Source organism: Streptomyces sp. NPDC049687, assembly GCF_044465285.1.
GTDB lineage: Bacteria > Actinomycetota > Actinomycetes > Streptomycetales > Streptomycetaceae > Streptomyces.
On sequence record NZ_JBITLN010000004.1, the window covers coordinates 69,486 to 89,916 of the forward strand.

A 20,431-nucleotide genomic window follows, 5' to 3' on the forward strand; every position below is an offset into this window, starting at 1 on the left:
GGGGTCAGCCGTGCAGTCCGCACTCGGTCTTGGCCCGCCCGGCCCAGCGGCCGGCGCGTGTGTCCTCACCTTCGAGGACCCGGCGGGTGCAGGGGGCGCAGCCGACGGAGGTGTAACCGTCCATCAGCAGGGGGTTGGACAGTACGCCGTGCTCGGTGATGTACGCATCGACGTCGTCCTGGGTCCAGCGGGCGATTGGCGAGATCTTGACCTTCTGCCGCTTCTCGTCCCAGCCGACGACCGGAGTGTTCGCCCGGGTGGGAGACTCGTCGCGCCGCAGGCCGGTGGCCCAGGCCCGGTATCCCTTGAGCCCTTCCTCCAACGGCTGCACCTTGCGCAGCTTGCAGCACAGGTCGGGATTGCGGTCGTGCAACTTCGGCCCGTACTCGGCGTCCTGCTCGGCGACCGTCTGCCGCGGGGTGAGCGTGATGACGTTGACGTCCATCACGGCCTCGACGGCGTCCCGGGTGCCGATGGTCTCGGGGAAGTGGTAGCCGGTGTCGAGGAACACCACGTCCACGCCCTTGAGGACCCGGGACGCCAGATGGGCGACGACCGCGTCCTCCATGGAGGAGGTCACGCAGAAGCCCTTGCCGAAGGTGTCCACCGCCCACTGGAGGATCTCCAGGGCGGAGGCGTCCTCCAGGTCGCGGCCCGCCTGCTCGGCGAGCGCCTTCAACTCCTCGGTCGTACGGCCTTCCTGAACCGTGGTCATATCCGATCCCCTCCTGTTTCCGTGCGCTGAACGCCCCGGGCCAGCAGCCCGAGGAACTTCAGCTGGAATGCGCGGTTGCATGCCGCGCATTCCCAGGCGCCGTGGCTCTGCTCGTTCGGTCGCAGGTCCTCGTCACCGCAGTAGGGGCAGTAGAAAGGGGCGGCCCGCTCGCTCATGAGAGGGCCTCCTCGCTGGCGCGCGCGGCCCAGGCCGCGAACCGCTCGCCGTCCTCGCGCTCCTCCTGGAACCGCTTCAGGACACGCTCCACGTAGTCCGGCAGCTCCTCCGAGGTCACCTTCAGGCCACGGACCTTGCGGCCGAAGCCGGCCTCGAGGCCGAGCGCGCCGCCCAGGTGCACCTGGAAGCCCTCGACCTGCTCGCCGTCCTTGTCCAGGACCAGCTGGCCCTTGAGACCGATGTCCGCCACCTGGATACGCGCGCAGGCGTTCGGGCAGCCGTTGATGTTGATGGTGACCGGCTCGTCGAAGTCCGGGAGGCGGCGCTCCAGTTCGTCGATCAGCGAGGAGCCGCGCTGCTTGGTCTCGACGATGGCGAGCTTGCAGTACTCGATGCCGGTGCAGGCCATCGTGCCGCGCCGGAACGCCGACGGCCTGGCCGTCAGGTCCAGCGCCTCCAGCGCCTCGACCAGCGAGGCGACCTGCTCCTCCTCGACATCGAGGACGATCATCTTCTGCTCGACCGTGGTACGGACCCGGCCGGAACCGTGCGCCTCGGCGAGGTCGGCGATCTTCGACAGCGTGGCACCGTCGACACGGCCGACACGCGGGGCGAAACCGACGTAGAAACGGCCGTCCTGCTGCCGGTGCACGCCGACGTGGTCGCGCCAGCGCTCCACCGGCTGGGCGGGCGCCGGGCCGTCGACCAGCTTGCGCTTGAGGTACTCGTCCTCCAGGACCTGGCGGAACTTCTCCGCGCCCCAGTCGGCGACCAGGAACTTCAGGCGGGCGCGGGTGCGCAGGCGCCGGTACCCGTAGTCACGGAAGATCGAGATGACGCCCTCGTAGACGTCGGCGACCTCGTCCAGCGGGACCCAGGCGCCGAGCCGGACGCCGATCTTGGGGTTGGTGGACAGGCCGCCGCCGACCCAGAGGTCGAAGCCGGGGCCGTGCTCGGGGTGGTCGACGCCGACGAACGCGACGTCGTTGATCTCGTGCGCCACGTCCAGGAGCGGCGAGCCGGAGATCGCGGACTTGAACTTGCGGGGCAGGTTCGAGAACGCCTTGTTGCCGATGATCCGGCGCTGGATCTCCTCGATGGCCGGGGTGCCGTCGATGATCTCGTCCTCGGCGATGCCGGCCACCGGCGAGCCGATGATCACACGGGGCGTGTCGCCGCAGGCCTCGGTGGTGGACAGCCCGACCGCCTCGAGCCGGTCCCAGATCTCGGGCACGTCCTCGATGCGGATCCAGTGGTACTGGACGTTCTGCCGGTCGGTGATGTCCGCGGTGCCGCGCGCGAACTCCTGGGAGATCTCGCCGATCACCCGCAGCTGCTCGGTGGTGAGCCGGCCGCCGTCGATGCGGACGCGCAGCATGAAGTACTTGTCGTCCAGCTCCTCGGGCTCCAGGACCGCGGTCTTGCCGCCGTCGATCCCGGGCTTGCGCTGGGTGTACAGGCCCCACCAGCGCATACGTCCGCGCAGGTCGTTCGGGTCGATCGAGTCGAAGCCGCGCTTGGAGTAGATCGTCTCAATGCGTGTCCGCACATTGAGACCGTCGTCGTCCTTCTTGAACTGTTCGTTGCCGTTGAGCGGGGTGAAGTGACCCACGGCCCACTGACCCTCACCGCGGTGACGACTCACCTTGCGGCGGGGCGCGGAGGCGGCAGGGTTCTGCGGGGTGGCGGCCATGGTGAATACGTCCTTCGGGACAGCGACGGGAGGTGTCGGCGCGCAGCGCCGTCCAGGGAGGTGGTCGGTGACGGGCGGGGAGGCTCTTACCAGCGCGTACGGGCGCATGGAGGCATGCTTGCGCGTCGTTGCGCAGAGGAAGGCTGGAGGAAGTCGGGCGCTGCCGGGGCTGTGCTCAGCTCGCCGGACAGATGGCGCTGGACATGCGGCCGAGGTCGACGTGCCGCCGACTCACCAAGGCAATTCCAGTTCCAGACATGACGGAAGCGTGTCACGGCGATCTGGACACAGTCCAGCTTCGTCCGCGATGCGGACACCCTTGTCTCGAACTGCGAGACCAGGGTGGCGTCGATCACATGCTGCGCGGCACCTCTTGTCGGTGCAGGTCAGACGCGGTATGCGCCGGGCCAGGGGCCCGGCGCGGACACCTCGGCCTGCTCCTCGACCTTGGTGTCGAACAGCCTGAACCCCCTGCGCCGGTAATTCGCCATGGCGTGCTCGCCGTCGAGGCTGCAGGTGTGCAGCCACACCCGCTTGGTCCCCGGCAGTCCGGGCCAGCGCTCCCCGAGGTCCCAGGCGCGGGCGGTCCCGTACGACAGCAGGTGCCCGCCGATCCGCCGGCCGCGGAAGGCGGGGATCAGTCCGAAGTAGGTGATCTCCACGACGCCGTCGTCCTGCGGGTCCAGCTCCACGTACCCGGCGGGCGTGCCCCGGTAGTGGGCGACCCAGGTCTCCACCCCCGGACGCTCCAGGTGCTCCTCCCAGCGCGCGTACGGCCAGCTCAGCCGGTCGATCCAGCGGATGTCCCCGCCGACGGAGGCGTAAAGGAAGCGGCTGAACTCGGGCGAGGGCACCTCGGAGCGGACGATCCGGACGTCGCCGTCCGGCGCGGCGGCCGGCAGGAGGTCGGTCGGGGCGGTCTGCTCCAGGGACCAGGTGGTCACGGCGATGTGGGTCATGCGGTCAGGGAATCATCGCACCCGAGGATCTGTCGATCGCCGTCCACGAGCCGGGCCACCCGCCCGCGGGGCTACTGGTCCGGTCCGTCCAGCGGGCCCAGCGGTGTCGCGAACAGCATCCGTCCCGACTGGGTCCAGACCTCGCCGGTCTCCGCCCAGTAGGAGAGGGACTCGGTGCGGCCGCTCCAGCAGTCGTGCGACTCGGTGGTGTCACCGCACTCCGCGGCCGCCGCCCCCTCGGTGGTCTGCCGCCACAGCACGCCGTGCCGCTTCCCGTCCCCGGCCGCGCGGCTGACGTACCACTCGTCGTGGTACGACAGCACGCCCCGCACGCCGGTGACCTTCGTCCGGTACGCCTCCGACACGCGCGCCCGCCCCCCGGCGTCCGTGGCGAGCAGTCCCTCGTGGCCCCCGGCCGTGCTGAACGGGTACCGCCACAGCCGGGCGGCCCGGTCACCGCCGTCGAGGGTCCACTCACCGGCGACCAGGCTGTCCGGCGCCGTGCTGCGGTCGAGGGAGACGGTGGAGGGGTGCGGAGTGCCGACGGCGCCGTCGAGCCGGTAGGAACCGACGGCCGGCAGGACGAACCGGGAGCCGTTCGCCGACCAGCCGCCCGGCACCCGGCCGACCGCCTCGCCGGTGACGTCGGCGCGCTGGACGCGGTTCATGTCGTACACGTACAGCGCGGACGCGTCCCCGCCGTCGGTGGTGACCAGCAGCTTGTCCTGGTACCAGACCATCCCGGAGACATGGGAGACCAGCCCCCGGTAGTCGCGGCCGCCGTCCACGGGCACGGCCAGCAGCACCCAGGTGTACGACAGGTGCTCCAGGTCGTTGGCGTTGACGAAGGCGACCCGGGCGAGCCCGCGGTCGGCGGCCGTGCCGCCGGTGCGCGACCAGCCCGAGAGGATGACCCGGTTGGTGCCCCAGATGCCGTCGTCGTCCGCGTCGCCCGAGGAGGTGACCGCTCCCGGCTGCCAGCCCTCGGTGTCGCCCGCGTCCCAGCAGTACGCGCGCGTGGCGGCGGGGGAGACCGGCAGGGCCTCGCGCTCGGCGGCCGAGCAGCCGGCCGCGTCCCGCAGGGCGCCGTCGGCGCCGGCCAGCACCGCGCCCACCCCGACCGGCCTGCCCATTCCGGCGGCGAGCCGGTCCAGGTCGGCCTGCGGGACCAGTTCCTCCGTCAGGCCCATCCGCTCCGTCCCGGAGGACAGGGCGAGAGGCTTGAGAGCACCGGGACCATCGTCGGTGACCGTGGCCTGGGAGGCGCTGATCATGGTGGCGGCGGCGGTGAGCGCCAAGGCCGTTCCGGCCAGGAACGCCCGGACCGCCCTGCCCCGCCTGCGCCGGCGGTGTCGGCCGCGATGTCTCATTCGTCCTCCCGAGGCGGGCCAACTGCGCCTGATGATCCGTACGTTGACCGAGGAGCAGGTGGGGTGGCCCGTAGAGGGATGTTACGGCAGAGAGCACCGTCACGGACGTAGACCTCACAAATACGCGGAAGATGCCACCGAGCGCAGCACGGCGGCTACCGTGTGCAGGACCGGCCCCGCACCACCGCGGGCGCCGTGGAGTGCGGCAACAGGCCCGCCGGGTCGGCCGGGAGGAGCACCTCGACCTCCGCCTCCTCGCAGAAACGATACGGCCGATGTTCCAGGAAACCCCCCAAATACCGCCGTACCCGCGACATCTCGGCCCGCACCGTCACCGTGCGGCCCGGGTCCCCGAACATGTCCTCAGCCAGACCCGACGCGCTGCGCCCACCACGGTGCACGGTGAGCAAGTAGAGCAACTCCGCATGCCGCGGACTGAGTTCCTGCGACCAACTGCCCGCGCCGCCCGACACCGTCACCGACCAACGGCGCGCCCGCGTCAGATCCAGCACGATCCGGGTGCCGCCGCGCGGCGACCGCTCGCCCACCTCGTCCACCGACCGCACCAGCCAGCCCCCGGCCAGCGGCTCCACCGCGCACAGCCCCAGCGCCGGCAGCCACCGGCGGCCCGCCGACGGCGACTTGGACAACCCGATCCGACTGACGTACGGCATCCCCGTCACCGCCGCCGTCCACCCGTCCCCGTCCACCACCGCGGCCCGCCCGCCCAGCCGGGCCAGCGCCGGCGCCGCCACCGCCCGCAGCCGCTCCAGCGCACACACATGCAGCTCGCGCAGCCTGGCCTCGGCGAGCTTCGCCACCGAGTCCACCCAGGACAGCGTGGCCGGATGCATCGTCTCCAAGGGCCCGCTGACGTCGACTACACCCAGCAGCCGGCCGTCACGCGGATCCGTGACCGGCGCACCCGCACAGGTCCAGGCGGCGTGCGAGCGCACGAAGTGCTCGGCCGCGAACACCTGCACCGGCCGACGCACCACCGCCGCCGTACCCACCCCGTTCGTGCCGACGACGGACTCCCCCCAGTCCGCGCCCAGCTCGAGCCCCAGCCCGTCCGCCTTGCGCAGCACCGGCGAGCAGCCCTCCCGCCACAGCACCCGGCCCTCCGCGTCGGCGACGACCATGATGTGCTGGGCGATGTCCGCGACCGACAACAGGCCCTCGCGCAGCACGGGCAGCACCTCCCGCAGCGGCGACTCCTCACGACGGCGCCGCACTTCGTCCGCGGTCAGCAGCCCGGCTCTGACATCATGCTCGGGATCCACCCCGCTGCGCAGCATCCGCTCCCAGGACTGCTCGATCACCGGGCGCGGCGCGACACGCGCCCGCTGGCCCGCCAGCCGCGCGTCACGCACCTCGTTGAGCACCCGCGCCGCCCGCGCGGCGTCGACGGCCGCAAGCTGCGGCACGTTCATCGGCGAGTGGGGCACCAGAGCCTCCGGGAAGAGCACGGGACAAAGGACCGGATGTCAAGTTTTCGCACCGACTGTTTCCGGTCTCGCTGAGGCCCCCATCTTGCCGCCCACCCCGGCCGGAGGGACCCACTCCGGTCACAACCACCAACAAGTTGCAACCCCCTGCAACCCTGGTGAACATCCACACGGTGTCCGAAACTTGAGCCACGCCGTCCCGAGCGGCGATTCTGGCCTCGCAGGGCCAAAGCCGCGGGGGTGGTGCCGTGTCGGCGCAGCACCACCCCCGCTCCCTGTCCCCGCAGCCCGGCCCCCTTCAGACCCGAGGCGCGGCCCGCCCCACCACAGCCGCCAGATCAAGACTCGGCGGCAGCGTCCCGAAGGCCGCTCCCCCGTCCCCGCCGAGCCTCGACGCACAGAAGGCATCAGCCACCTCCGGCGGCGCGAACCGTACGAGCAGCGCCCCCTGGAGCACCAGAGCGAACCGCTCCGCCAGCCGCCGCGCCCGCGCCTCCACCCCGCCCAGATCGGCCAGCTCCGTCAGCAGCCCCTTGATCGCCCCGTCCAGCCGGTGATCCGCCCCCCGCGCCTGCCCCACCTCCCGCAGATACGCGTTCAGCGCCTGCGGCTCCCGCTGCAACGCCCGCAGCACATCGAGGGCCTGGACGTTCCCAGCACCCTCCCAGACCGAGTTCAGCGGCGACTCGCGCACCAGCCGCGGCATCCCCGACTCCTCGACGTAACCGTTTCCCCCCAGACACTCCGCCGCCTCCACCACCAGCGGCGCACACCGCTTGGTCACCCAGTACTTGGCGGCCGGCACCGCGATCCGCAGAAACGCCCGCTCCTGCTCACCCCCGTCGTCACACGCCGCCGCGAGCCGCAGCGCCAACGTCGTCGCCGCCTCCGACTCCACCGCCATATCCGCCAGCACATTGCGCATCAACGGCTTGTCGACGAGCTTCCCGCCGAACGCCTCACGGTACGTACAGTGGTGCACCGCCTGCGCGACCGCCTGCCGCATCAGACCCGCCGACCCCAGCACACAGTCCAGCCGGGTCGCCGCGACCATGTCGATGATCGTGCGCACCCCGCGCCCCTCCGCCCCCACCCGGCGCGCCCACGTCCCGTCGAACTCCACCTCGCCCGACGCGTTCGACCGGTTGCCCAGCTTCTCCTTCAGCCGCTGCAGCAGGAAACGGTTGCGCGTACCGTCCTCGAGCACCCGCGGCACCAGGAAACACGTCAGACCCCCGGGAGCCTGCGCCAGCACCAGGAACGCGTCCGACATCGGCGCCGAACAGAACCACTTGTGCCCGGTCAGCGTGTACGTCCCGTCCTCGGCGAGCGGCGTCGCGGACGTCGTGTTCGCCCGAACGTCGCTGCCGCCCTGCTTCTCCGTCATCCCCATCCCGACCAACGCCCCCGCCTTCAGCCGGACGGGCCGCAGCTCACGGTCGTAGATCTGCGAGGTCAGCCTCGGCTCCCACTCGGCGGCCAGCTCCGGGTCGGCCCGCAGCGCGGGCACCGCCGCATGCGTCATCGACAGCGGACAGCCGTTCCCCGCCTCGACCTGCGTCCACACCACGAACCCCGCCGCCCGCCGCACATGCCCGCCCGGACGCGCCCAGGCCGCCGTCAGACCGGCGCTGACCCCCTTGCCCAGCAGCCGGTGCCACGCCGGATGGAAGTCGACCTCGTCGACCCGGTTCCCGAAACGATCGTGCGTACGCAGCGTCGGAGGATTCTCGTTCGCCTGCACCGCCCACTCCTGCAGCTGCGCCGACCCGGCGGAGCGCCCCAGCCCGGACAGCTCCCCGCGCGCCTCCTCGAGCAGCGCGGGATCCAGATGCCGCTCCACCGCGGACACCAGGGCGCGGTCGGTGCCGTAGACGTCGTACCCGCTCAGCGGAGGGGGCTGGTTGCTCACGGTGTGCGTGCTGCCTGCCATACCGCGAACGTACCCCCGAGTACGCCCCTCATGGCCACCCCGAGACCACGCGCCGCTCCCCGACCTGGTGACGCCGCCCCGCCGGAGGTGAGGGCAGACCCGAACGGCGGATACCTTTAGGGCGTGCAGCCAGCCAGCCAGTCACCCGAGCTACCCGGAGGCCCCGCGGGACGCCTCCACCGGGCGCGTGCCCTCTACCGGAACGTCTCCAAGCGCCGGACCGCCTGGCTGCTGTTGAAGGACACCGTCAACTCCTGCATCGAGTACCGCATCCTCGGCCTCGCCGCCGAGGCCGCGTTCTTCACCCTGCTGTCCGTGCCGCCGCTGCTGCTCAGCCTCATCGGCCTGCTCGGCTACGTCGACGACTGGACCGGCACCGACTCCATCAGCAGCCTGGAGAACAACCTCCTGGAGGCCTCCCGCACGGTCCTGTCCGACAAGGGCGTCGCACAGATCGCCCAGCCCATCCTCGACGACGTGATGAAGGGCGGCCGCCCCGACGTCATCTCCATAGGGTTCCTGTTCGCCCTGTGGTCCGGATCCCGTGCGGTAAACGTTTTCATCGACACCATCACCGTCATGTACGGCCTCGACGGCGTGCGCGGCATCGTCAAAACGCGACTGGTGGCCTTCCTGCTCTTCATCGCGGCCCTGCTGATCGGCTCGATCGCGCTGCCCCTCATGGTCGCCGGACCGGACGCGGTGGTGCGGATCGTGCCCTGGTCGACCACCGTCGTCCAAGTCCTGTACTGGCCGGTCGTGATCGTCCTGTCCATCGCCTTCCTGACCACCCTCTACCACGTGTCCGTACCCGTGCGCTCCCCGTGGATCGAGGACGTCCCCGGCGCCCTGGTCGCCCTCGCCATGTGGGTCCTCGGCAGCTTCCTGCTGCGCATCTACCTCACCCACACCATCGAGGGCGCCACGATCTACGGCTCCCTCGCCGCCGCCGTCGCCGTCCTGCTGTGGATCGGCGTGTCCGCCTTCGCCGTCCTGGTCGGCGCCGCCGTCAACGCCGCCATCGACCGCGTCTGGCCCGCCGCCGCCACCGCCGCAGCCCGCGCCGCCAACGAACGGCTCCGCGAGGAGGAGGCCGCCGAGTACGTCGCCCGCCTGACCGCCGCCCGCTCCCACGAGGACGACGACCCCGACGACCCGGACATGCCGTCCGAGTTCCCCGAACGCTGGTCCCGCTTCCTCCCCCCGGACGACGTCACCGGCCGCCTGCGCACCCACGCGAAGAGCGCCCCGACCCCTCCCAAGACGAACGGCACGACCGGGCCGAACGGCGAGGAACCACCCCCCACGGAGAAATGAGCGAGACGCACGCGCGTGGGCGTCCGGGGCCGGAAGCGCACCCGTTCGCCGACGGTGTGATGCTGCGTGGTGGTCGGCAACGGTCCGTGACCGCCTCCCGGGGCGTGGCGTAGCCTGGCCGGCGTGTACCAGGAGCGGCCCTCCCGCCTGGCCGGAGCGGTGGTGTGGACGAACACCCCGGTGCCGGGACCCGGCGCCCTGCCCGTGCTGCCCGACGGCTGCATGGACCTGCTGTGGAGCGACGGCGGACTCCTCGTCGCGGGACCGGACACCCACGCCCACGTCCCCGACGGCCCGCCCGCGACCTGGGCCGGCATCCGCTTCTTCCCCGGCACCGCGCCCACCCTCCTCGGCGTCCCGGCACACGAACTGCGCGACCGCCGCGTGGAGCTCGCCGACCTGTGGCCGGCGGCCGAGGTGCGGCGCCTGACCGGCCGGATCGCCAGGGCGGACCACCCGGCAGAGGCGCTGGAGAAGGTGGCGCTGGAGCGGGCGACCCCGCCCGACCCGGAACTGCGCCGCCTGGTCACCGCACTCGCCGACGGCCGCCCCGTCTCCGCCACGGCCGACGAACTCGGCCTCGGCGCACGCCGCCTGCACCGCCGCTCCCTCACCGCCTTCGGCTACGGCCCCAAGACACTGGCCCGGATCCTGCGCCTGCAGCGCGCCCTCCACCTGGCCCGCACGGGAATGCCGTACGCCGACACGGCGGCCCGCACCGGCTACGCCGACCAGGCCCACCTCTCCCGTGACGTAAGGGAGTTCACCGGAACGACACTGAGCGACCTACTCCGGTAGCGGCGCGAACAGGTCGACGCCGTTGCCGTCCGGGTCGTGGACGACGGCGTACCGCTGGCCCCAGAAGGCGTCCCAGGGCTTGAGCTCGCCGTGCAGACCGGCGCCCACCAGCTCCTCGTACACCGCGTCGACCTCCGCCGGTCCCTCGCAGCGCAGTGCGAGCGAGGCCCGGCCGCCCCCCGACGGAGCGCGCCAGCCCGGGTGGAAGGAACGGACGGTGTCCTCGGTGTCCAGCAGCAGCCGCAGCCCACCCGGCAGCCGGGCCTCGGCGTGCGGCTCCCGCTCGGCCCCGTCCGGGAACGCGAACCCCAGACGGCGGTAGAAGGCGACGGAGGCGGCCATGTCGGAGACGACCAGCCCGATGGCATCGAATCGTGTACTCATACGGCCACGGTAGGCAGGCCCGGAGCCGCCGGTCTTGAAGGAAACGGACACACCCTGAGGGCCTCAGTCGAACGTCACCGGTCCGTTCGGCGTGTCCACCGTGAAGGAGAACGCCGCCGGCCCCTCGCTGAGGGCGAGACCGGTGCCGAGGAGGGCGAGCAGGGAGCGGATCTCGTCGGGGTCGGGGGCGGTGGCCGTCAGCTCCAGCAGCGGGGTGACGGGCAGGCCCGAGGCGGAGGGGTGCGGCGTGGAACCCCAGTCGATGAGGAAGGGCACCAGACCGGAAGGGTGCGGAGAGCCGCCGTCGGTCAGCCGCCACCGCAGCAGGCCCCCGTCGGGGCGGCGCCGGCTCATGTCCCGCACGTCACCGGTGTCGTAACCCCGGGCGCGGGCCGCCGCGACCGCCGCGTCCAGATCGGGCGGACTGATCGCCCAGGTGAGAGTCCGCGGAGCGTCGAGACCGTCCACGCCGAAGGGACGCGGGCCCCCCGGCTCCGGCTGTTCCGGATCCGGGCCGAGAATCTCCAGATAGCTACGACCGCCCAGCCCCACCAGGTGGTTGCGCGTGCCGTGCCCGAGGTGCACCCCACCCGGCGCGGGGACCACTCCCGTGCGCCGGGCGAACTCGCCGACCGTCGCCGCCAGATCGGGCGTCGCGAGAACGATGTGATCGAGACGTGCGGGAACCGTGTTCATCCCACCCGAGCCTACGCGCCCCGCCGCCGAAAAGGCCGCGCCTGTGGAACACCTGTGCGGCAGGATGAGTCCGTGATCCGTGCCCTGCGTGCCCTGCCGGCCCTCTCCCTGCTGCCTCTGCTGCCTCTGCTCCTGACCGCCTGCGGCGACGAGCACGCCGGCGCGGCGGCCGACCCGGCCGAACTGTCCGCCAGAGCACAGGCGTTGGGGATCGCTCCCGAACTCGTGTACACCACCGACGTCCCGGGCTACACCCTCGCCCAGCAGTCCGTCGGCGTGTACGGCGACGACGGTTTCTCCGCCTCCTACTTCTCCAGCAAAAGCGGAAAGTTCTTCCAACTCGCCGTCGACCGCGACACGTTCACCGCCACGAACTGCCCCGACCAGCCGGTACCCGGCACCGACGGCGCGTCCACCACCTGCGTGCGCGACGGCGACAACTGGTACCGCACCACCGACGGCCGGAGCGAGTACGCCGTGCCGAAGAAGAACCTCGTCATCCGGCTCAGCGGCGACGGCGTACCCCGCGACGACCTGCGCGCGGCCGCCGAACACGCCCACCGCCCCACCGCCGACGAACTCGACGACCTCCTGCCCGCCGCCCCCGCCGGCGGCGGCGAGCCGGTGGAACGCGGCGACCTGCCCTCGGTGGGAGACGGCGCGCCGAACAACGACGTCGGCGCCGGCGGGTGAACCGGGGGAACCGAGGCGGGCGGCCGAAGGGAAACGGCCCCGAAAATTGTGTCTTCTACACCGCTCTCGGCCACGCCTGCGAGGCGTACCGGGATCCGGACTTCCTGGACCAACTGCGCGGCGGAACCGCCTGGGCGGCCCGGGTGCATCCCTGAGGCCCGGCGCCCCTCGGCGGGCTCAACCCCTGGGTGGAGCCGTGCTCGCCCGCTCCACCAGCCGCGTCGACAACTCCGTCCGCGTCCCCTCCGGGCGCTCGCCGTCCATCATCCGCACCAGCAGCCGCAGCGCCGTCGCCGCCATCTCCGCCAGCGGCTGCCGGACGGTGGTCAGGGCGGGGGTCGTCCAGCGGGACTCCGGCAGATCGTCGAAACCGACCACGCTGATGTCGTACGGAATCCTCAACCCCCGTTCCAGCACCGCCTGGTAGACCCCGAGAGCCATCCGGTCGGAACAGACGAAGACCGCCGTCGGCGGCTCGGGAAGGTCGAGGAGCTCACGCATCCGGTGGTGGGCCCCGGACTCCTCGAAACCGCCGTCGCGCAGGTATTCGGGCCGATGCGGCAGACCCGCCGAGGCCAGCGCCGAACGGTACCCGGCCACCCGGGCGCTGCTGCACAGCTTGCGGCGCGGCCCCGCGATCACGGCGATGCGTTCGTGGCCGAGAGCCAGCAGATGCTCGGTGGCGGTCACCCCGCCCTGCCAGTTCGCCGCGCCCACCGACACCACCCCCGGCGGTGGCTCCACCACCGGGTCGATCATCACGAACGGGGTGCGGTGCTGCTCCAGCCACGCGTACTGGGAGTCCGTCAACTCCGCCAGGTTGAACAGCACTCCGGCCGATCCGCGCGCGGTCAGCTTGTCCAGCCAACCGCGCTGCGGACGGCCGACCCGGGTGCGGGACAGGGCGGCCGAGACCACCACGTCCAGGCCCGCGTCGTGCGCCGCCTCCTCCACCCCGTGCAGGACCGCCCCCGACCAGGAACTCTCCAGGGAGTGCACGACGAGGTCGACCAGCCGGGGCGGCTTCGTCGCGTCGAAACGCGGTCGGCGCACATAACCGAGCCGGTCCAGTGCCTCGGTGACCCGGCGTCTGGTCTCGGGTGCGACATCCTCCCGGCCGTTGACCACCTTGGAGGCGGTGGGTACGGACACCCCCGCCTCGCGGGCCACGACCGCCAGCGTCGGACCGGCCGTCGCGCTCGCACTCGCCGTGCGCACCATGCGGAACCACCTCTCCGGCCCGCCCGAGGGCCAGCGAAAGCTCGACCAGCGCCCTTTCGGAGCCGATCCGAACAGACGGCTCGCAGAAAGCGCTTGCTATCCTAGGGGTGGGTCAGCGGGACGTGAAGACGCCGGGGAACTCGGGATCTTGGGGCGGGGGCTGAGATTTCGACAGCGGAGGGGTGGTGTGCGGCGGTGCGCGGTGGGCGAGGGCTGGTATGGGGGATTCGGTAGATGAACGCCGGTGGGTGGGATCCGGTGTGCGGGATTCGGTATGCGGGATCCGGTAGTGGAGAGCCGGTATGCGGGATCCGGTAGTGGAGAGCCGGTATGCGGGATCCGGTGTACCGACTTTCACATTCCGCATCCTGACCCGAGTCAGGACGGCGTGCAGGTCAGCCGGAAGTCCCGGAAGTCCGCCGTGAACGAGGCGTCCACCAGGTCCCGTACGTGGATGCCCGCCAGCGTGCCCGTGAAGCGCAGCCGCCCGCCGTGGTCGTCGGACAGCCGGCCGCAGTCCAGCGGCGGCCCGACCGGCACGCGCACACCCTCATGGACGTACCAGAAACGGGCCTCGGCCCCCTCGACCGTGACCCCCACAGTGAGCGGCGCGCTCGCGTCGACGTCCACGACCGCGGCCTGCCGCGCACCCGTCTCGTCCCGCTCGACGAGGCTCAGCACGGTCCGGCCCCCGCCCCGCCACTGCTGCCCGCACTGCCGTTCACCCGCCGGCTCCGCCCAGGTCAGGTCGAGCGAGAGATAGGCCTCGGCGTCGTAGCGCAGGATCAGACCCGCGGCCTGCGTGAAGGTGGACGGCCCAGCCTCGACCGTGACTTCGGCGGTGGCCCGGTGCTCGGTCAGCCGCTGGGCGAGCAGGCTCTGCGCCCAGCGGGACTCCGGCCCTTGGCGGCCGCGCAGCCGGATCCAGCCCGGGCGGGAGACCGGGTCCGCCCAGGAGGCGTCCGGCGGTTCACGCAGGGTGCTCCAGGGCCAGCCCACGGGGTCCGTGTGAGGGGCGGGTTGGGGGTCCTGCCGGACGGCTCTCGGCACGGCGACCTCCACCGCCGGGTGCCAACCACCCTGCCGCAGACGTGGCTTGCCCTCGGCGTCCCACGTCACCGCCTGGATCGCGGTCTCCCGGCCGAGGGTGCAGCGAGGGCCGTGCGGTGTCCGCACGGGGCGGGCCGCGAGATGGCTCAGGAACCACTCGCCGCCGGGCGTCTCGACCAGTTCGGCGTGCCCCGCCTTCTGCAACGGCAGCCGCAGATCGTCGCGGGAGGTGAGCAGGGGGCGTTCGTCGAGCTCGTACGGGCCGGTGAGGCGGTGGCTGCGGGCACTGCGGACGCCGTGCTCGAAACCGGTTCCTCCCTCGGCGAGGATCAGGTGATACCACCCGCCGCGGCTGAGCAACTTGGGCCCCTCGACGAGCCGTTCGTGCTGGAGCAGGAGGTGGGTGCCGCCGGCCGGGGCGAGCGTGCCGCGGTCGAGTTCGGTGAGGACGATGCCGGCGAAGCGCTGTCCGCCGGGGCGGGAGTCGTTCTGGAGGTTGAGCAGCCAGAGCCGGCCGTCCTCGTGGAAGAGGGCGGGGTCGAAACCGTGGGTCGCGACGCGGCGCGGCGGCGCCCAGGGTCCGCTGACCTCGGGTGCGGTGGTGACGTACGTGTCCTGGTCGAAGTAGGGCGTGCCGACCGAGCGCACGACCGTGTAGACCACCCAGAAGCGCTCACCGTCCCAGCTCAGCGACGGCGCCCAGATGCCGCCCGAGTCGGGGACACCTGCCAGCGTCCCCCCGGGAGCCGCTCCTTCGACGTGCCCCGCGTACTCCCAGTGCGCGAGGTCGCGGGAACGGTGGACCGGGATGGTCGGGAACCACTCGAAGGAACTGGTCGCCACGTAGTACCAGTCGCCCACCCGGATCAGGGAGGGGTCCGGGGCGAAACCGCGGATGACGGGGTTGCGGGCGACCAGCGACTGTATGCCGTCGGCCTTCGGCTGTATGCGTTCGGCGTTCGACCGTATGCGGTCGTCGGTGGACTGCTCGGCGTGTACTGCATTCACTTGAGCGCCCCCAGGGTGACGCCCGTCCGCCAGTACCGGCGCATCGCGACCATCATCACGGCCATCGGGACGATGGACAGCAGCGCGCCGGTCAGCACCAGGCTGGTGAGGTCCACACCCGACTCCAGGCGCTTGCCGCTCCAGTTGTAGAGGCCGATGTTGAGCGTCCAGTTCTCCTCGCCGCGCAGTACGGTCAGCGGCAGGAAGAAGGCGTTCCAGGTGTTGACGAACGCCAGCAGGAACACCGTCGCGCCGCCCGTCGTCATCATCCGCAGCACGATGCTGACGAAGATCCGCAGCTCTCCCGCCCCGTCCAGCCGGGCCGCCTCCAGGAGCTCGAAGGGAACCGTGGCCTCGGTGTACACCTTGGCGAGGTACACGCTGAACGGGTTGATCAGGCAGGGGATCAGCATCGCCCAGGGCGTGTCCACCAGGCCGATCTCCGAGAACAGCAGGTACAGCGGAAGCGTGAGCAGCGCGATCGGGATCAGGAACGAGCCCACCACGCAGGCGAAGACGGCCGAGCGGCCGGGGAAGTCGAAGCGGGCCAGGCCGTAACCGGTGGCGAGGGCGATCAGGGTGCCGCCGAGTGAGCCGACCCCGGCGTACAGCAGGGAGTTGGCCGTCCAGCGCAGGAAGATGCCGTGCTCGTAGGTGAACAGCTGGTGCAGGTTGTCCCACAGGTGCATGCCGGAGAACCACAGGCCGTTGCTGCCGTAGAGGCCGGCGCGGTCCTTGGTGGCGGCCACCATCAGCCACCACACCGGAAACAGGCTGTACGCGCTCGCCAGGACCAGCCCGAGGAGCAGGAACCGCTGGCCCCCGCGGGAGCGGGCGGCCGGGTCAGGGCGGGCGCGGCGGCGGACCGTACGGGCCGGAAGCGTCGTGGCGGGGTCTTCCGTGAGGGTCATCAGTCGGCCTCCCTCGAAGTCAGCCGGTAGAAGAGGAAGGAGGCGACGCCCAGAACGAGGGCGAGCAGCACCGACAGGGCCGCGGCGTAGTGGTAGTTGCCGGCGTTGAACGCCTGGTTGTAGATGATCATGATCGGGGTGAAGCCGTCGTTCACCGTCTGCGGGGTGACGTTCCGGAACAGCGCGGGCTCATTGAAGATCTGCAGCATCTGGATGATGGCGAGCAGCCCGGTCAGCACCAACGCCCCCCGGACGTAGGGCACCTTGATGCTGCGGGCGATCCGTATTTCGGAGGCGCCGTCCAGCCGTGCGGCCTCGAACAGCTCGCGGGGCACGGCCTGGAGCGCGGAGTAGATGATCACCATGTTGTAGCCGATGCCGTGCCAGGTGAGCAGGTTGCCGATCGACGGCCACACCATCGACGGCGCGAAGAAGTCCCACCCGAAGCCGAGGGCCCGGCCCAGCGGGGTGAGCGGGCCCACCTCCGGGCTGTACAGGTTGATCCATACGATCGCCGCGACGACACCCGGGATCATGTACGGCACCAGCAGCAGGACCCGGAACCTGCTCGCCGCCCGTGTGGTGAGCGCGTCCAGCAGCAGGGCCAGTACCAGACTGACGAGCAGCATCACCGGGATCTGCACGCACGCGAACAGGACGACCCGCAGGACGGAGCCCAGGAACGCCGCGTCGGCCAGGCCCTGGCGGTAGTTGGCGAGTCCGGAGAACTCCCGTGTCGCCCCGCCGAGTCCGAGCCCGGACCGCTGCTCGCGGAAGAGCGACTGGTAGACGGCGTAGCCGATCGGGAGCAGATAGAGGAAGACGAAGCCGAGCTGGAAGGGCACCGTGAAGGCGGCGCCCTTCCAGCGCTGGGACCGGATCATCGAGGTCCGCCTCAGCCCGTGACGCTGATGCCGCGGGACTTCAGGTCGTCGACCGTCCACTGCTGCATGTGTGCCAGCAGGTCAGCAACCGTTTCCTGCTTGTTGACCACCTTGGCCCAGCCCGCCTGCATCTCGGTGAACATCGCGGTCCAGTTCGGACCGAACGTCCAGTCGGCGGTGATCGTCTGCAGACTGTCCGTCACGACCTTCTTCGCGGGCTCGTAGTTGTCGCCGAGCAGTTTCGCGGAGATCGCCTCGTCGACGTACGCGCCGCTGTCGGCCAGGGCCGGCATCACCCCGTTACCGGTCTCCGGGCTCGCCATCGTCTTGACCGCGCTCGCGTCGGTCGACATCCACAGGGCCGCCTCGGCGGCCTGCTGCTGGTGCGCACACTGCTTGGTCACCAGGGTCACGCTGCCGGTCAGGTTGGTACCGGCCGGGGTCTTGGCGGCCTCGCCGGTGAACGTCGGCCACGGCGACAGCGCCCACTTGCCGTCCGACTTGGTGAAGTTCTGCACCATGCCGGCCATCTGCCAGGTGGAGATCTGGCGGGTCACGGTGCCGCCGTTGTCGTAGTTGCGCTGCACGGCCGCGTAGTCGGCGAAGGAGAGCTTGGAGTTGAGGTCGTTGTCGATGATGTCCTGGATCACCTTCGCGGCCTTGAGGGTGCCCGCGTCCTGGAAGTCCACCTTCCAGGAGTTGCCGTCGATGGCGTACCAGTGCGCGCCGGCCTGCATGGCCAGCACCTCGAGGGTGCTGGGGTCCTCCCCGGCGTAGTTGGTGATCTTGATGCCGTGCTTCTTCAGTTGCTTGCCCACGGCGATGAAGTCGTCCCAGGTGGCAGGGGGCTTCAGGCCGTACTTGGCGAAGATGTCCGTGCGGTAGATCGTGAAGTTGGGCGAGGAGCTGGTGGGGACGCCGTAGAGCTTGCCCTGCACCTGCGCGCCCGCCCAGGAACCGGCGTTGAACTTGTTCCTGCTCGGCTCCACGTACTTCGTGATGTCGGCCAGCGCACCCTGCGATACCCAACTCGTCACGTACTCGGCGGTGTTCTGCACCAGACAGGGCGCGTTGCCCGCCTTGACCGCGTTGGTGAGCTGCTTCTGCATGGTCAGCTGGTCGGTGACCTTGGTGTACTTGAGCTGGACGTCCTTGTGGGAGGCGTTGAACGTCTTGACGACGGCGTCCTGGCCGTTCGCCCAGCCCCAGAAGGGGAGGGTGACCGGGCCGGACGCCGAGGAGTCCCCGTCGCCCGAGCCGCCGCAGGCGGAGAGCAGACCTGTCAGCGCGAGACCCGCGACGGCGGCGCGGGCGAACCTTCTCCGGGGGCTGGTGGAGTTCATTGACCGTGATCCTTCGGAAGTAGGCGTCTCGGAGGAAGCGAGAACGGCGGCTCGGTACTGGCCGGGAACGGTGGCCGGCACATCGGCTGCGACATCGGCTCGCGCTCGTGGGGATCGGCCGAAGCGGAAACTGCGTAGAAACCGGTTGCTGAGGACCGTAGGCCGAGCGGTTCCCCCTTATCAAGGGGGTGTACGGGAAAAACTTGTCGAAAGGGGAAGGTTGTCGGGGAGCCGACGCAGGTCAGACAGCGGAAAGCGTTTACGACGCCACCGCTTCCCGTCCGGCGTTCCGCGGGGCGGGACGGCCCGAGTGCAGCCGGCGTCGTCGCCGGTGGGTGAGGGCTGTCAGCGCGGGGGCCCGCCCGCGCGTCAGGCCACCCGGGCCAGATCCGCGTGCCGCACCTCGTGCGCCATCGGCTGGCCGCCCGCCAGGCGCTCCAGTTCCTCTACGACGATGCGGCCGAGCCGCTCCAGTTCGTTGCCGAGGGAGCCCGCGATGTGCGGGGTGAGGAACACGTTGGGGAGGCGGTACAGGGGGGAGTCGACGGGCAGAGGCTCGGGCTCGGTGACGTCCAGGATCGCGTGCAGCCGGCCGGAGACCAGTTCGTCGGTGAGGGCGGCATGGTCGACGAGGGCGCCCCGAGAGGTGTTGATCAGGACGCCGCCGTCTCGGATCAGCCCGAGACGGGGGCGGTCGAGCATGTGGTGGGTCTCGGGGATGTCGGGCGCGTGCAGGCTGACGATGTCGCTGTGCCTGAGCAGGTCCTCCAGGGAGAGGAGGTGGGCGCCGAGTTCGGCTGCCTCCGCCGCGTCGACGTACGGGTCGTGGAGGAGGACCTCGAAGTCGTGCGGACGCAGCAGTTCGAGCAGACGGCGTCCCACCCGGGAGGCGCCGATGACGCCGATCCGGCGGCCGAGATTGCCGATGGCGGCGGTTTCGGCCTGGGTGGGCGGAGTATGCGTACGGCCGTAGCGCTCGCGGTGGGCGAACGCGTCCTTGCCCGCCAGCAGGATCATCGCGAGCGTGTACTCCGCGACCGGCAGGGCGTTGCCGGTGACCGCGCTGGAAACGGTTACCCCGCGTTCCCACAGGGCCTCTCCGACCAGCGAGCGCACGGAGCCCGCGGCGTGCAGGACCGTACGCAGCCGCGGGGTCGCGGAGAGCGCCCCCGCGTCGAGGTGGGGACAGCCCCAACCGGTGATCAGAACGTCCGCAACGGACAGCGCCGACGCGGCGGCGGGGTCGGCGAAATCCCTGACGACGACGGCCGGATCGATCTCGGCCGTCCGTCGCAGCCGGGCCAGGAGTGGCGTGGGGAACAGCAGGGGGAGGTGCACCGGATCCATGGCGAACACGGCCCTGGGCAGCTGGGCGCTGGGCATGACTCTCCTGAGGTGCATGGGAAACGCTTTCTGTAAGTGCCTTCTACCGTAGGTCTGCCGTGGAGACGTGGTCAATCGGTCGGAGGGATCGCCCGGTCGGAAACCTTTCGGGCGGCATCTGTGACAAAGGTCCACCTCAGAAAGGGCGTTGAGATGGGAGAGGGGCGGGCGCCGGTCGTGGAGTGGTGGACGGGCGGTGATTCCGGTGTCGGCATGAGGGAGCGGGAGGCCCGGGGGAGGTCGGTGCCGCGAAGGCTATGCGGGTGGCTCGGTTCGTAACCGTTTACTGATACCTGCGTCGAAAGCGTCGCTGCCGGACCGGCGGCGACGGAGGCTGGCGCGGGGATGTGTGCTGGAGCTCCGCTCAGCGCCTGCCGTACGGTATCCGCAGGTCAGAGCCTTGCGTTGGCAGTGCAGCGCGCGACAGTCTGGCGGGGCGTCGTCCCTG

The 20,431-nt window shown here is 71.0% G+C and carries 19 protein-coding genes; 3 read left to right on the forward strand and 16 right to left on the reverse strand.

The annotated features are described in order from the left end of the window. Positions 1 to 4: 4 nt before the first annotated feature. The 8 genes from ACIBVL_RS14680 to ACIBVL_RS14715 all read right to left on the reverse strand — a co-directional run bounded on the left by ACIBVL_RS14680 (position 5) and on the right by ACIBVL_RS14715 (position 8,295). On the reverse strand, positions 5 to 715 hold the full coding sequence (locus ACIBVL_RS14680) for a phosphoadenylyl-sulfate reductase (RefSeq protein WP_399097436.1): 711 nt from the start codon (positions 713 to 715) through the stop codon (positions 5 to 7). Beyond that, positions 712 to 891: a hypothetical protein gene (locus ACIBVL_RS14685; protein WP_399097438.1), complete on the reverse strand. Its 180-nt coding sequence runs from the start codon at positions 889 to 891 to the stop codon at positions 712 to 714. The genes ACIBVL_RS14680 and ACIBVL_RS14685 overlap by 4 nt, the downstream gene beginning before the upstream one ends. Then, positions 888 to 2,585 (reverse strand): nitrite/sulfite reductase, encoded by a 1,698-nt coding sequence (locus ACIBVL_RS14690; protein ID WP_399097440.1) that lies wholly within the window; start codon positions 2,583 to 2,585, stop codon positions 888 to 890. Before ACIBVL_RS14690 ends, ACIBVL_RS14685 begins: the two co-directional genes overlap by 4 nt. Before the next feature lie 175 nt (positions 2,586 to 2,760). Further along, positions 2,761 to 2,844, reverse strand: a complete 84-nt coding sequence (locus tag ACIBVL_RS14695) for a putative leader peptide (RefSeq protein WP_309486338.1) — start codon at positions 2,842 to 2,844, stop codon at positions 2,761 to 2,763. A gap of 127 nt (positions 2,845 to 2,971) precedes the next feature. Continuing rightward, positions 2,972 to 3,544 carry a GNAT family N-acetyltransferase gene (locus ACIBVL_RS14700; protein ID WP_399097442.1) on the reverse strand — a complete coding sequence of 191 codons (573 nt, stop codon included), beginning with the start codon at positions 3,542 to 3,544 and terminating at the stop codon, positions 2,972 to 2,974. Positions 3,545 to 3,615: 71 nt separating this feature from the next. Further along, on the reverse strand, positions 3,616 to 4,914 hold the full coding sequence (locus ACIBVL_RS14705) for a hypothetical protein (RefSeq protein WP_399097444.1): 1,299 nt from the start codon (positions 4,912 to 4,914) through the stop codon (positions 3,616 to 3,618). Between the two features lie 155 nt (positions 4,915 to 5,069). Continuing rightward, positions 5,070 to 6,362 (reverse strand): GAF domain-containing protein, encoded by a 1,293-nt coding sequence (locus tag ACIBVL_RS14710; RefSeq protein ID WP_399097446.1) that lies wholly within the window; start codon positions 6,360 to 6,362, stop codon positions 5,070 to 5,072. Positions 6,363 to 6,660: 298 nt separating this feature from the next. After that, the gene (locus tag ACIBVL_RS14715) at positions 6,661 to 8,295 is read right to left on the reverse strand and encodes an acyl-CoA dehydrogenase family protein (protein ID WP_399097448.1); all 1,635 of its coding nucleotides are present in this window, start codon (positions 8,293 to 8,295) and stop codon (positions 6,661 to 6,663) included. A gap of 123 nt (positions 8,296 to 8,418) precedes the next feature. On the opposite strand from ACIBVL_RS14715, the gene ACIBVL_RS14720 reads away from it, so the two are divergent. Together ACIBVL_RS14720 and ACIBVL_RS14725 are read left to right on the forward strand one after the other, a co-directional pair. After that, the gene (locus ACIBVL_RS14720) at positions 8,419 to 9,612 is read left to right on the forward strand and encodes a YihY/virulence factor BrkB family protein (RefSeq protein WP_399097450.1); all 1,194 of its coding nucleotides are present in this window, start codon (positions 8,419 to 8,421) and stop codon (positions 9,610 to 9,612) included. 123 nt (positions 9,613 to 9,735) lie between these two features. After that, positions 9,736 to 10,410 (forward strand): helix-turn-helix domain-containing protein, encoded by a 675-nt coding sequence (locus tag ACIBVL_RS14725; protein ID WP_399097452.1) that lies wholly within the window; start codon positions 9,736 to 9,738, stop codon positions 10,408 to 10,410. On the opposite strand, the gene ACIBVL_RS14730 is transcribed toward ACIBVL_RS14725, so the two are convergent. After that, positions 10,399 to 10,794 carry a VOC family protein gene (locus tag ACIBVL_RS14730; RefSeq protein ID WP_399097454.1) on the reverse strand — a complete coding sequence of 132 codons (396 nt, stop codon included), beginning with the start codon at positions 10,792 to 10,794 and terminating at the stop codon, positions 10,399 to 10,401. The genes ACIBVL_RS14725 and ACIBVL_RS14730 overlap by 12 nt on opposite strands. Before the next feature lie 63 nt (positions 10,795 to 10,857). Beyond that, complete coding sequence (locus ACIBVL_RS14735; protein ID WP_399097456.1) at positions 10,858 to 11,490, reverse strand: VOC family protein; 633 nt, start codon at positions 11,488 to 11,490, stop codon at positions 10,858 to 10,860. 72 nt (positions 11,491 to 11,562) lie between these two features. Between ACIBVL_RS14735 and ACIBVL_RS14740 the strand changes: the two genes are divergently transcribed. After that, positions 11,563 to 12,183 (forward strand): hypothetical protein, encoded by a 621-nt coding sequence (locus ACIBVL_RS14740; RefSeq protein ID WP_399097458.1) that lies wholly within the window; start codon positions 11,563 to 11,565, stop codon positions 12,181 to 12,183. A 177-nt stretch (positions 12,184 to 12,360) separates the two neighbouring features. Here ACIBVL_RS14740 and ACIBVL_RS14745 read toward each other — a convergent pair whose 3' ends face one another. From ACIBVL_RS14745 to ACIBVL_RS14770, 6 genes are all read right to left on the reverse strand, one after another. Continuing rightward, positions 12,361 to 13,404, reverse strand: a complete 1,044-nt coding sequence (locus tag ACIBVL_RS14745) for a LacI family DNA-binding transcriptional regulator (RefSeq protein ID WP_399097460.1) — start codon at positions 13,402 to 13,404, stop codon at positions 12,361 to 12,363. Between the two features lie 378 nt (positions 13,405 to 13,782). Continuing rightward, the gene (locus ACIBVL_RS14750) at positions 13,783 to 15,372 is read right to left on the reverse strand and encodes a family 43 glycosylhydrolase (protein ID WP_399097916.1); all 1,590 of its coding nucleotides are present in this window, start codon (positions 15,370 to 15,372) and stop codon (positions 13,783 to 13,785) included. Between the two features lie 86 nt (positions 15,373 to 15,458). Continuing rightward, positions 15,459 to 16,373 (reverse strand): carbohydrate ABC transporter permease, encoded by a 915-nt coding sequence (locus ACIBVL_RS14755; protein WP_399097462.1) that lies wholly within the window; start codon positions 16,371 to 16,373, stop codon positions 15,459 to 15,461. Further along, positions 16,373 to 17,257 (reverse strand): carbohydrate ABC transporter permease, encoded by an 885-nt coding sequence (locus tag ACIBVL_RS14760; protein ID WP_399097464.1) that lies wholly within the window; start codon positions 17,255 to 17,257, stop codon positions 16,373 to 16,375. The genes ACIBVL_RS14755 and ACIBVL_RS14760 overlap by 1 nt, the downstream gene beginning before the upstream one ends. 11 nt (positions 17,258 to 17,268) lie before the next feature. Further along, the gene (locus ACIBVL_RS14765) at positions 17,269 to 18,600 is read right to left on the reverse strand and encodes an ABC transporter substrate-binding protein (protein WP_399097466.1); all 1,332 of its coding nucleotides are present in this window, start codon (positions 18,598 to 18,600) and stop codon (positions 17,269 to 17,271) included. 369 nt (positions 18,601 to 18,969) lie between these two features. Next, positions 18,970 to 19,983, reverse strand: coding sequence for a hydroxyacid dehydrogenase (locus ACIBVL_RS14770; protein ID WP_399097468.1), 1,014 nt, complete (start codon positions 19,981 to 19,983; stop codon positions 18,970 to 18,972). Positions 19,984 to 20,431 lie beyond the last annotated feature (448 nt).